The 12,712-nt window shown below is 61.4% G+C and carries 7 protein-coding genes; all 7 read right to left on the bottom strand.

The genetic code is table 11. The features are described 5' to 3' along the window. Positions 1 to 3: 3 nt before the first annotated feature. Positions 4 to 2,214, bottom strand: coding sequence for a glycosyltransferase WbsX family protein (locus ACVIGA_RS35400; protein WP_456669649.1), 2,211 nt, complete (start codon positions 2,212 to 2,214; stop codon positions 4 to 6). A 334-nt stretch (positions 2,215 to 2,548) separates the two neighbouring features. Beyond that, complete coding sequence (locus tag ACVIGA_RS35395) at positions 2,549 to 4,585, bottom strand: SEL1-like repeat protein (protein WP_456669648.1); 2,037 nt, start codon at positions 4,583 to 4,585, stop codon at positions 2,549 to 2,551. Next, a complete protein-coding gene (locus ACVIGA_RS35390; RefSeq protein WP_223968812.1) occupies positions 4,582 to 5,928 on the bottom strand; it encodes an HlyD family type I secretion periplasmic adaptor subunit in 1,347 nt (448 codons plus the stop codon). Before ACVIGA_RS35390 ends, ACVIGA_RS35395 begins: the two co-directional genes overlap by 4 nt. Next, positions 5,918 to 8,152: a peptidase domain-containing ABC transporter gene (locus tag ACVIGA_RS35385; RefSeq protein WP_456669647.1), complete on the bottom strand. Its 2,235-nt coding sequence runs from the start codon at positions 8,150 to 8,152 to the stop codon at positions 5,918 to 5,920. Before ACVIGA_RS35385 ends, ACVIGA_RS35390 begins: the two co-directional genes overlap by 11 nt. A 196-nt stretch (positions 8,153 to 8,348) precedes the next feature. Then, positions 8,349 to 8,963, bottom strand: a complete 615-nt coding sequence (locus ACVIGA_RS35380; protein ID WP_456670958.1) for a class I SAM-dependent methyltransferase — start codon at positions 8,961 to 8,963, stop codon at positions 8,349 to 8,351. Positions 8,964 to 9,305: 342 nt separating this feature from the next. Beyond that, positions 9,306 to 11,000 carry a calcium-binding protein gene (locus tag ACVIGA_RS35375; protein WP_456669646.1) on the bottom strand — a complete coding sequence of 565 codons (1,695 nt, stop codon included), beginning with the start codon at positions 10,998 to 11,000 and terminating at the stop codon, positions 9,306 to 9,308. A 206-nt stretch (positions 11,001 to 11,206) separates the two neighbouring features. Further along, entirely contained in the window at positions 11,207 to 12,649 is a 1,443-nt protein-coding gene (locus tag ACVIGA_RS35370; RefSeq protein WP_375779986.1) for a calcium-binding protein, read from the bottom strand. Between the last annotated feature and the right edge of the window lie 63 nt (positions 12,650 to 12,712).

The raw sequence follows: 12,712 nt of genomic DNA, 5'->3' as shown, positions 1-12,712 counted from the left end.
AACTCAATGCCGAACGACCAGAGAATGACCTGATCCGACAATCAGGTTTTCTCCTTCGCCGACCTCAAGAATCGAAAGTCTGTACTGTCCGTCCGGCAATCCCTTGAGCAGAAAACCCACCTCGAAGCCGAAGCAGCACTCACGGGCGGTCGCCTTCATATACTCCGTTACGTCCATTCGCTCGTGCCAATCGACAACCAGGCAGTACCCGCTCTTGCCTGCGTTGGTTTCTCCTTCCGGAGACAGCACCAAAAATGCGATGCGATTTCTGAGCGGCTCGAAGCCATCCTTGGCGAAAACCCAACCTCGGACCAGCACCCTGTAGCGCGGGTCTACCACCACACGCTCCTCCGTTTGCGAATTGATGCTCTCAATCACAAACATCGAACCATCGGGACTCGCGACGGCTCCCTCCATTTCGACCGGCAAGCCTTCTCGAAGGTGCTGGAATCCCGTCAGAGCGCCTTCGCTACGCTGCAAATTGGCGAGCACCTCGACATGAACTGCGGCTCCCTTGATAGCCTGCTCAAGCTCCGATCTGCTCAGGCAGTCCAGCAGAGCAGAATTTGAGCGTAGCTCCGCCGAAATCGAATCGCCCGCAGACACCCGCCTGACGACATCCAGATAGGCGCGACCGTAACGGGAGTCCGGCTCCAGGTGAGCCCCCTCGGCCCATTCGTTCCACGAATTGATGAATACGATCGGCTCACCAACAGAGCTCCGACGAGCCCGCTCAGCCGCCTCACGAAGCCATACTTCAAACGCCTCCGGACTTGATCTAACGAACACATGTCCTCGCGCGCCTTTGCGCGGTGTATTGTCCCAGCGCGGCATGACCGACGGAAAGAACGGAAACTCGTAGACCTTACCGAGCGTCGAGCGCATGGCTTCAAGGTAGTCGTAAAGCTTTCCGGTGAAGTCCGGCGGCGCCTCGACCTCCGCACGGCTCAGCTCCCTGGCGGAAACCGTATGAGGCGGGAATTCCACTGCGGCATCGCAATGGAATTCCCGTGGATCGAACTCGCCGAAAGTCATGGCATTGCAGATGAGCAACTCCCCGATGCCGAGTTGCTTTGCACGGAGCCGCCAAGTCTGGAACAAGCGCTCCTTATCCGGGATCAGCGAGGGACGATAGATGAGAAGTATCTTTCGACCATCGACGGTGATGTAGCGATCATCAAGAAGGATATCCGCCATGTCGTCAATGAAGCGAACATCATCTTCAAGAGAATGATTCTGTCCAAGAAGGAGCTCGGTGTCAGAACCGTCCCATCGGCGCGACCAGTTTTCGTTCGCCCAGCAGATGCAGAACGGCAAGTTTGGCTCGCCGTCCTCCAGCAAAAGCTTAAGCGGCTGCTCCAAAAGTCTTCGTCCTTGAAACCAGTAGGCATAGTAGCAGAAGCCATGAACGCCGTAACGGCGAGCCAACTCCGCTTGTTGCCGGCGAGTCTCGATCAATCTCATGTCGTAGAAACCCAGATCAGCGGGCAACCACGGAGATTGGTGCGTCGGAAACTGCGGACGCATCTGGGAGACGTTGGTCCATTCGGTGAAGCCCGGTCCCCACCATCGGTCGTTCTCCGCGAATGAATGGAATTGCGGCAGGTAGAAGCAAACGAATCGCACTTCTTTCTTGGAAGCGTCGCCCGATCCGGCAACTATTTTGTTGTCGCTGTTCGGAAACAACAAATCGTCGTAGTCGTCGGTCGAGAAGCCAAGTGCAACGATCACCTCGCTGCTAGATGCCAGTTTCTCAAACAGCGGTATTTCGTAGTATTCGCCATCGTTCGGGCTGACGCGAAGATAAATCTGCACATGGTCGCGTTCGACGAGCGTGTTTCTCAGGGCGCGCGCCAGACGACGGCGCACTCCCGGCTTGGATAGATCGATACGAAATCCGGGACGCCCGATCGCACTCTGTGGACCTATGCTGACCCGGACAGGTCGACCTGTTCGTCCTTCTTCGACGCAGTGGGAGCCGATGAAAAGCGCGATCGAGACGGTCGAAGCGGGCGACTGGGCATCGACAATCCAGCCGGATATCCCCCGCCCCGAATATTCCAGGATAGCGCCACGCAGCCTCTGTCCCGACTGGAGATCGCTCACATCGGGATCCAGGAACAGGCTCTGCGCGAGGTCGTCCTGCTGAACCGGGCTGGCAACGGGCAACATATCCTTCGTATCCCTGACGCTCCGTTCGACCATCTTGTTCATCGCCACTCAATCTCCTGCCAACGCCTGGCGCTGGCTCCAGTTTCTTTCCCGGTCACGCGGACGTTCGATCCCGAGATCACATTGCCTGACACGTTCCAGATCGTGACATCTCGATTCTTATCGATGATCTTCACACAACCAGAGGTGCAATGAACATCTATTCCGCGAACCCACATTAACGCAATCTCTCTATCGCCGATATGAAAGCCATTGTTAGTTCTGCCTAGATTGTCACGCGGACATGCACACTTGCGTGCCTTCGCGCCCAAAAACAAAGCCGTGTCACCGTCTCTGCCATTGCCTGCGCGCGACGTGATGTCCGCCTCCAACAATCTCAGCCGACGCTCTCGCCCATTGCCTGGAGACGACGCTGCGCGCCTTCGTTGTTCTGCTGCGCCGCCTGTCGATACCAGTGCAGCGCCTGATCGCGGTCCTGCGCGACGCCGTTGCCGGCACGCAGCGCATCGCCAATCGCGAGTTGGGCTTCGACCATGCCTTGCTTTGCTGCTGCTTCGAACCACTCGGCCGCCTTCGCCGGATCGGCGCCGCAGCCCTGTCCTCGCCCCAGCATCGCGGCGAGGTTGTACTGCGCTGTCGTATGGCCCTGGCGCGCCGCGGCCTCGTACCATTTCACGCCCTGGGCAAGATCCTGCTCGATGCCCTGCCCGGTGCAATACATCACCGCAAGCTTGAATTGCGCTGCGGCGCTGCCGCCATCGGCGGCCTTGACGATCCAGCTGGCGGCCGCCTGCGGATCCTTCAGCGCGCTCTTGGGATCGGAATACAGCAACGCCAATGTGTGCTGGGCCTCGACATGGCCGGCACTCGCTGCGCGCTTGAACCATTGCGCCGCGGCCGGAAGATCGACCGCGCCACCGGACCTTCCCATGTGAAGCCCGCCCAACTGGAATGCCGCGGCCGAATGCCCCACCTCGGCGGCATCGGTGAGCAGCGTGCGTGCTTGCGCAAGACCCGCTTCGGATGGCTCCTGCTGGATGAGAAACACGGCAAAGGCCGTCTTTGCATCGGCGTCGCCGCCCTTGGCCGCCTTACTGAGCCATTCGGCAGCGCGGACCTGATCGCGCGGCACACCGTTGCCCGCCGAGTACAGCCGGCCGAGTTGCACGCCTGCGGCGCTGATGCCTTCCTCGGACGCACGCTCGAACCACTTGATCGCAGCTGCGACATCGCGCGTCACGCCGTTGCCGTTGAGATAGAACACCGCGATGTTGTGGGCCGCCGTGGCATGGCCGCTCTCGGCGGCGCGTTCGAACCATTTCGCTGCCTGACGGACGCTAGGCGGAACGCCGGTGCCGGTGGCATAGAAACGCCCGGTAAAGAACTGCGCCTGCGCGTCACCGCGCTCGGCCGCCTTCTCGTACCAATACGCCGCCTCGCGCAGGTCCGGCTCGGCTGAGGTGCCGAGCGCATAGAACTCGGCCAGCGCCTGGATGGCCGGCAGATAGTCCTTCCGCGCTGCCTTGCGCAAGGCGGTCTCGGCCTTGTCGATATCCTTGGCAACGCCTTTGCCGGCGAGCCGCAACAGCGCAATGTTGTAGAGCGCGATCGTATCATCATGGGTCGCGGCGCTCTGAAACAGCCGCGCGGCTTCGTCGGCATTCTCGGGAAGCCCGGTGCCCTTGAGGCACATGAACGCGAGCGCCACCTGCGCACGCACGTGTCCCTGCTCCGCGGCCTTGTGATACCAGATCGCAGCTTGCGCGAAATCAACGGGAACGCCGCGGCCCTGATAATGCACATCGCCGAGCGCGAATTCGCCGGACGCAGCCTTCTGCTCGGCCGCGGCCTCGTACCAGCGCAACGCGGTTGCATGATCCTTGGTGCAGCCCGCTCCACTGGCGTACATGTCGCCGAGGATCGCCTGCGCCTCCGCCTTGCCGGCTTCCGCCGCCACCGACATCCAGAGGAAGGCGGCGTCGACATCCTTGGGCACGCCGATGCCGTTCGGGAAGACCAGATCGTGGAGGTTGGTCGCCTTGTCACCCAGACGCTGTGCAGTCGATTGCCGCCACATCTCCGGCCTGTTCGGACCGACCGTCGGCTTGACCCCGTTGAGGTAGATCACGCCGAGCTGGAATTGCGCTTCGGTATGTCCCTTGAGGGCGGCGCGCTCGTACCACGCAACCGCGTCCGGAAGGTTGCCGATGACGCCCTCGTTCCGCGCATACAGCAACCCGATACGGTAATCCGCCTCCGGGTTGCCCGCTTGCGAGGCAAGCCTCCAAAGTCGCAGGGCCTCGAGATACTGCTGGTTCTCATACGCCTCCAGCCCCCGTTCAAACTGCTTTGGATCTGAACGGGGCGAGCTGGGCCGAAACAAGTCAATCAGGGATCGTGTCAACACTGTCATGGCTCGCGCATCGACTCATTCATGCCTCGGAGCATGCCACCCAGCAGATACATCGCGACCGAGCGGGTCCCGACATTGACATCGCCCTGCAGCGTCATGCCAGGGATGAGGCGGAAGTTCGCCGGAACATCCTTGAAGTTGGTTTGGTCGACCGAGCAGCGCGCCTTGTAGTAGGCATCGACCGGTTTTCCGTCGTCATCGGTCGTGAAGGCACCTTCGCTGATCCAGCGAATCTTGCCCTTCGCCGTGCCGTGCTCCGCGGCGTTGAAGGCATCGATCTTCATTGTACAGGGATCGTTCGGCCGGACAAAGCCGATGTCACGCGACAAGATCCGGATCTCGGCTTCGAGCCGCGTCTTGAGCGGCATCAGCGTGATGAAGGGATCGCCGGGCTTCAGCACGGATCCGACCGAGAGCTTGGCCAGGGTCAGGACGACCGAGGGCTCCGCAGCCGTCCAGCGGACGAGATCCTGATGCTTGACGGCCTTGTCATAGGCTGCACGGGCGGTATCCAGGCTGTTGCGCGTCGTGACCAGATCCTGGCTCAACTGCGCGTTCCATTGCTCGATGAACGCCTTGCGATCCGCCTTCAGCGAGTCCAGCTGGTGTTGCGCTTCCAGCAGGGTGTTGTGAGTATTGTCGATCTGACGCAACAACTCCAGGCGGGTATCCTGCGATAGATAAAGATTCAGCTTGGACCCGCTACCGCTCTCGGCGAGCGACGTGCGCATGTCCTCGATCTTGCCGGCGATCTCGGCACGCTGACCATACCGCTCGTCGTCCTTCTTCGCCTTCTGGATCGTCGCTTCGGTCTGGCTGATCTTGGAATCGTAGCTGGTCACCTGCGCGGTGTACTGGGCAACGCGCTGGTCGTAGAGCGCCTTTTGCAAGGCGTTGTACCTGGTGACGTCCTGATCGCTGGATTGGCCGTACGACAGCGGCTTCCCGGACAGTTCGGCCTCATCCCGCGCGACCTGCGCGTCCAGGCTAGCGATCTGCAGCTTGTACTGTGTGACGTCAGCCACGGTGAATGTCGAGTCGAGGGTCGCCAGCAGTTGCCCCGTCTCGACCTGCTGACCTTCCCGAACATCGATCGTCTTGATGATCGACGGGTCCAACGCCTGCAGCACGTTGATCTGATCGACGGGAACCATCCTGCCCCCCACGCTCATGATCACCCGGTCGAGGCGCATCAAGCACATGATCGCCACGATCGATACCAGGAATGCTGACAGCACGAACAGCGTCGCGCGGGCCAGCTGCGGCTCGGCGGCTTCGCGGATGGCATCGGTTTCGGACTGGAACTGGCGAACGGTCGCCAGCGAAGCTTGATTAGGAGACAAGGGTCGGACTCCTGAAGTTCTTGTCGCTGCGAGCCGTCGGCGCGAGGTGCGTATTCTGCTGGTACCACAGCGAGCTGTAGATATCGTTTCGCTCCAGAAGCTCGTCGTGGCGCCCGATATCATTGACCACGCCGCGATTGAGCACGAGAATCGCATCGGCCTTGGTCAGCGACGACAGCCGGTGCGAAATGATGATCAGCGTGCGCCCATGCGCGATCCGCGAGATGTTCGCGTTCACGATCGTCTCGCTCTCGGCATCGAGCGCGCTGGTCGCTTCGTCCAGGATCAGGATCGGCGGATTGACGATCAGCGCGCGCGCGATCGCGAGGCGCTGGCGCTGGCCGCCGGAGAGATTGGTCGATCCCTCGTAGATATAGGTCTCGTAGCCGCGCGGCAGCTTGTCGATGAACTCCTCGGCACCGGCCAGCCGCGCCGCCCTGACGATGTCGTCGAACGTCGCATCAGGCTTTGCCGCCGAAATATTCTCGCGGATCGTGCCGCTGAACAGGAAGTTCTCCTGCAGCACGACGCCGATATTGCGCCGGAGATGGTCGACATCGTATTCGCGAACATCGATGCCGTCGACCTTGATCAGCCCGCCATAGTCGGAATGCAGGCGCTGCAACAGCCGGGTGATCGTGGTCTTGCCCGAGCCGCTCTTGCCCATCACGCCGAGCGTGGTGCCGAGAGGGATCTCGAAGGAGATGTTGTTCAGCGCCGGCGATACGGCGCCCTTGTACTTGAACGTGACACCGGAAAATTCGACCAGCCCCTTCAGCGGCACCCTCACGCCATGGCCGGTGCGTCCCTCCTCGGCCGGCTGATTGACCAGCTTGCCGACGATCGCGACAGCCGTGCGCGCCTCGTCATACTGGTTGACGAGTTGCGCCATCTGCATCAGCGGGCCGGCGACCCGCTGCGACAGCATCAGAAAGGCGAACAGCGCGCCAATGTACATCGGATCGTCGCTCGTTATCGCCAGGTAGACGCCGAGTGCATAGGGCGCGCTCACCGCCAACCGCTCCAGCGGACGTACCACCGTCTGAATGGCAATTCCGCTCATGCCTTCCGCAAGACGCGCGTTGGCGACGCGCGCAACCAGCACATCCCACATGTGCCGCTGACGTGAATCGAGCGCCAGAGACTTGATCGTTCTCATTCCGTTCAGGCTCTGGATCAGGAACGCGCCCTGGGCGCCTTCAGCCGCGAGAACTGCCGTCGACCTTTTCCGGTAGATCGGCAGCATCAAGACAAGCCAGGTGACGATCAGTGCCGCAAAGGAAAGCACGATCAGCGTCATGATCGGACTGAAGAAGAACATGACGGGCAGGAAGAAGATCAGCGTTGTCGAATCGAGGATGGTCCCGAACAACTGCCCGGTCAGGAAGCCGCGAATCCGGAACACCTCGCGAATGTCCCGGGAAATCAGGCCTACAGGGTTCTGTTCGAAGTAGTCGATCGGCAGATTGAGCACTTTTTCGAACACATAGGTCGACAATTTGACGTCGAGACGTGCTGTCATGCGCTGGACGAGGTACTGCCGCAGGAACGAGAACGCGGCCTCGAACGCGATGATCACCAGCATCGTGACGCACAGCACGTAGAAGGTGTTGAAGGCCTTGTAGTAGATGACCTTGTCCGAGAGCAGCCGCCAGAACATGATCGGCGCCAGGCCGAGCAAGCCAAGGATCAACGCCGCGATCGCGACGTCGCGCAGGATGCGCCGCTCGCGGAACACGAGGGCGGCGACAAAGCCCAGGCTGAACGGCTGGGTCTCGTCGGAGATTTCGTAATCGCGCTTGGCCATGACGACGTCGCCCGACCAGATGTCCTCAAAGCGCGGTTGATCGATGACGAGCAGCGCATCCTCGCTCGCGTTCGGATCCTGCAAGACCACCCGAGTGCTGTTTTCATCGCCTTCGAGGCGCAGCAAGACCATGTGGCTGCCATCGCGCAGGCGAACGATTGCCGGCAGCGCCCGCTTGAGATGGCTCAGCCCCTTCCAGTCCAGCGTGACGGCCTTTGCCGTCATGCCCGAGGAATTCGCGCACTTCAAAAGCTCGGCGAGCGTGACTTCCTGGTCGCCCAAGAGATTGTCATGGATCAGCTGGGACGGGGTCAGATTCAAACCATGCTGTCTTGCTACGATGACGAGACAGGCGAGACCCGAGGGTGGCAGCGCCTCCACCGAAGGTGCGCCGACGAGCGAGAGGTGTTTGGTCATGGAGGCCTCGAGGTTTCGACTGCGCAGGATCCGGTCTCTAGCGATATATAACTTATCACTGTTAGTTCGCTAACGCAGCATTTTCAGCGCATCGTTCCAAAAAGATATGTGTCCCGACAGGCAAAGAAGCCGGTTCCGGCCATTGCTACCAGCGGTTTTAACCACCGAATCTTATAACATTATTTAACATCGACACTCACGGAGCGGCGATCGCCGTCTCCCGGAAGTCGAAGCCGCAGGCCTCGAGCTGGGGCCGGATCCGCCTCTCCTCGGCCTCCGGCATGAGCGCCAGCGCGCAGACCTCAAAGTTCCCACTGCGAACGGAGACCGTCGGGAATCCGGCACTGAGCAGCAGGTTTCCCATCCGGTCGCACGAAAAGCCGGTCTTGTGCGCCATGTGGTGGCGTCCCTGCTCGATCGCGCCGGAGTGGCCGTAGATCATATCCAGTGGCCGGATCGGACCGGCCGGCGAGACATAAGCGACCGCACCGAGACCCTGAGTCAGCATGTGCTGAGCCACCGCCTCCAGGTCGGGGGACATGATCAGCGCGAATCCGTCCGGCTTGAGAGCCTCGCGGAACTGGACGAATGTGGGGTGTATCTCATGGGCGTAGAGATGCTCCATCAAATGAGAACACCAGATCGCGTCGAACGAGGCCGGCCGGCACAGCTTGGCGAGGTCGGTGATCGAGCCGACGATGTCCGGGTTCACGCTGCCGTCGACATCGAGGCGAACCTCCTCCCACTCATGCGACGTCAGGAGCGGCTGGATCCGCTTGGCAATCGTCGTTCCAGCGCCGGCATTCAGCAGTTTCTTCTTGGCCAATTCGAGAGCTCCGCGGTTCGCGCATTAAGCGGCTGATTTCTGCAGCGATCGTTCGTCTCGACCGTCGCCGGCGCCGCTGGAAAACCATCGGCACGGCACCATTCGGTCGGGCGAACCACACGGCTTTACAAAAGCTACGTGGTCCGAATGTGACAAACTAACTTCTAACATCCACCGCCGAAAATGCGAGAAGTGGAACTTGTGATGGAGACCGGCGGATTCGACGCGGATCGGTCGACAAAGTTCCGATGATCACATTCGCGCGCAAGAAGAGCGCCGCCTCAACCCGGTTGAGACGGCGCCTTCGCTTGGTGCAAACATGGGATCCTACAACCTGGTCGGGAGACCATCGTTGAAGATCAGGTATTCGATGTTGCTGATCTGGGTCACCTGGCCATTGCTGAAGTTGATGTCCAGAGAACCGTCCTTGCCCGCGGTGATATCGGTCACGTCAGTCGAGGCGTGATCCAGGAAGGTCAGCGAGTCCTTGCTGCCGCCGCCGCCGTCGATGGTGTCCTTGCTGGTCGCGTTGGACAGGTAGAAATAGTCCTGACCCGAGCCACCGACCATCGAGGCCGTGCCGGTGGCGGAGCCGACGAACGACGAACCGCCATTGCCGCCGATCAGCATCTGCGTACCCGAGCCGGCGACCATCGTGTCGTGGCCGGAGCCGCCATGCAGCGTGTCGTTGCCGGCACCGCCGTAAAGCGAATCGTTGCCATCACCGCCGTAGAGCGAGGTCGCGTGCAAGGCATCGCTGCCCGAGTAGAGCACGTCGTTGCCGCTGCCGCCGTACTCCGCAACCGTGCGGGTACCGCCGAGCAGCAGGTCGTTGCCGGCGCCGCCGTACAGACTGTCAGCACCCGCACCGCCATACAGCGAGTCGTTGCCCGAACCGCCGTCGAGCATCGAGCCGTGCAACGCATCGGAGTACGAGTAGAGCGCATCGTTACCGCTGCCGCCATCCTCCGCAACAGTCCCGCTAGCGCCGATCAGCAGGTCGTTGCCGGCACCGCCGTCCAGCGTGTCGGAACCGGCGAACGCACTGCCATGAAGCGTGTCGTCGCCCGTACCGCCATCGAGCAGCGTCCCAAACGTCACACGGCTTCCTGAATAGAGATCATCGTTACCGCTGCGACCATACTCCACAGCAGTGCTCATGCCGCCGCTCAGCAGATCGTCGCCGGCGGCGCCATCCAGCGTGTCGGCAACGGTACTCGCACCGCCAAACAACGAATCGTTGCCGTCACCGCCCGACATGAACGAGGCGTGCTGCGTATCCAGGCAGGTGAAGAACATGTCGTTGCCGGCGCCACCGTAAAGCTGATCGCTGCCCAGACCGGCGGCGGCCAGGGTGTCGTCGCCCTCGCCGCCGTAGAGAACCTGGTTGCCCGAACCCGCGCCCAACCAGTCGTTACCAGCGCCGCCGTACATGGTGTCGGCACCCGCACCACCGAACACGTCGTCGTTGCCGGTGCCGCCGTACAGCGCGCTGGAAGTGCCGCTCGCGCTGACAGAATACAGCCTGTCATCGCCGCTGCCGCCATACAGCTCCGACCAGCTACCGGCTTGAAGCAGGTCGTTGCCGGCGCCGCCATCAATCAAGCTGTGGCCCGCGCCGCCACCATACACCGTGTCGTTGCCGCAGCCGGTGAGAACCGTCGTATCGCCGTTGTTGTTGAAGGAGACATAGTCGTTGCCGGCGCCGGTCGCGATCAACACCGGAGTGCTGCCGATCACCGTCAGCTTCACGTCGCTGCTGGTGGCTTCGATGAGAGCCTTCAGGTTGGCGTCGATCTTGACGGTGTTATTGGCGTTGGTTTCGATCAGAACGTTGGCGTTCGAATCTGGCTTGCTGATCCCGGCGCCCACCTCGACCGGGATCGTGGCACCGTCGTCCGGGCTGGTGTACCCGATCCCCGCATTGATCAGATAGTCAAGAATCTGTTGCTGGGTTGCGTGATCGATCGTGGAGTCGATCACTGCCTTGAGGTCGCTCTGGTCGAGATTGGAAGTCACCATCGACATAACCCCTGCTTGGAATACGAGGATTCAAGCCGCTCGTTAAGTCTCTCGATAACTCACATGGGAGCAGTCCGTCGCACTACCTCAGATTACCAGACGACATATCAGGGCGCCACCTGCCGCCCAAAATAAGCGCCGCCTCAACCAGCGTTGAGGCGGCGCCTTCGTTTAGTGCAGACCTAGTCTAGTGCAGACTTGGGATCTTACAGCTTGGTCGAGTGACCATCGTTGAAGATCAGGTATTCGATGTTGCTGATCTGGGTCACCTGGCCGTTGCTGAAGTTGACGTCCAGAGAACCGTCCTTGCCCGCGGTGATGCCGGTCACATCGGTCGAGGCGTGATCCAGGAAGGTCAGCGAGTCCTTGCTGCCGGCACCACCGTCGATGGTGTCGCTGCTGTGGAGGTTGGACAAATAGAAGTAGTCCTGACCAGAGCCGCCGACCATCGAGGCCGTACCAGTGGCGGAGCCAACGAACGAGTCGTTGCCGCCGCCGCCGAACAGCGTCTGCGTGCCCGAACCGGCGACCAGCGTGTCGCTGCCGGAGCCGCCATACAGCGTGTCGTTGCCGGCACCGCCGTAGAGCGAGTCGTTGCCGTCACCGCCAAACAGCTTCGTCGCGTGCGACGCATCGCTGCCCGAGTAGAGCACGTCCTTGCCGGCGCCGCCGTACTCGGCAACGGTGCCGGTACCACCGACCAGCAGGTCGTTGCCGGCACCGCCGTACAGGGTGTCGGCACCCGCACCGCCATACAGCGAGTCGTTGCCGGCACCGCCGTCGAGGATCGAGCCGTGCGACGCATCCGAGTTCGAATAGAGCGCATCGTTGCCGGCACCGCCGAACAGCTCGTTGTTACCCGAACCGCCGATCAGGACGTCGTTGCCCTTGCCGCCGTCGAGAATCTGGTTGCCCGAACCGCCGGTCAGCGTATCGTTGCCGTCGCCGCCGAACAGGCGGTCGTTGCCGGCACCGCCGTACAGCGCGTCGTTGCCCGTGCCGCCAAGCAGGATGCTGGAATTACCGACAGTGCTGCCGGACACCAGCACGTCGTTGCCGCTGCCACCCAACAGGGTCGACGAGCTGCCGCCGTAAAGCGTATCGTTGCCGGAGCCACCGATCAGGGTGTCGGCACCGATGCCGGACAGCAGATCATCGCCCTTGCCGCCATCGAGCGTGCTGTGACCGGAAACGTTGTCGATCAGGACGTCGTCGCCGTTGCCGCCGGAGAGCGAGTCGTGACCCGCGCCACCGAAGATGGTGTCGTTGCCGTTGCCGGCGAGAACCGTGGTGTCACCAGTGTTGTTGATGAAGATTTGATCGTTGCCGTTGCCGGACGCGACCAGCACCGGGGTGCTGCCGTTCACCGTCAGCGTGACGTCCTGGTTGGTCGCCTCGATGATCGCCTTCAGGCTGGCGTCAGTGTTAACAGTGTTATCCGGGTTGGTTTCGATGAGAACGTTGGCGTTCGGGTCGGGGTTGCTGATGCCGGCGCCCACCTGCACCGGGATCGTGCTGCCGTCATCCGGGCTGGTGTACCCGATGCCTGCGTTGATCAGATAGTCAAGAATCTGTTGCTGGGTCGCGTGATCGATCGTGGAGTTGATCGCATGTTTGAGGTCAGTCTGGTCGAGATTGTAAGTCGCCATCGTTGTAGCCCCTGCTTGGGATACGAGGATTCAAGCCGCTCGCCCGCACGTAAGCTGTTGATC

It is taken from the genome of Bradyrhizobium sp. USDA 3240, from assembly GCF_054063295.1.
The sequence above is the reverse complement of the archived record's forward strand: the minus strand, read 5'-3'. Positions and strand labels throughout refer to the sequence as shown.

What these genes read in the sequence shown, in the direction of transcription:
- ACVIGA_RS35385 (WP_456669647.1), bottom strand. Translation starts at nt 8,152, where the DNA reads ATGACCAAACACCTCTCGCTCGTCGGCGCACCTTCGGTGGAGGCGCTG.
- ACVIGA_RS35370 (WP_375779986.1), bottom strand. Translation starts at nt 12,649, where the DNA reads ATGGCGACTTACAATCTCGACCAGACTGACCTCAAACATGCGATCAAC.
- ACVIGA_RS35400 (WP_456669649.1), bottom strand. Translation starts at nt 2,214, where the DNA reads ATGAACAAGATGGTCGAACGGAGCGTCAGGGATACGAAGGATATGTTG.
- ACVIGA_RS35375 (WP_456669646.1), bottom strand. Translation starts at nt 11,000, where the DNA reads ATGGTGACTTCCAATCTCGACCAGAGCGACCTCAAGGCAGTGATCGAC.
- ACVIGA_RS35395 (WP_456669648.1), bottom strand. Translation starts at nt 4,585, where the DNA reads ATGACAGTGTTGACACGATCCCTGATTGACTTGTTTCGGCCCAGCTCG.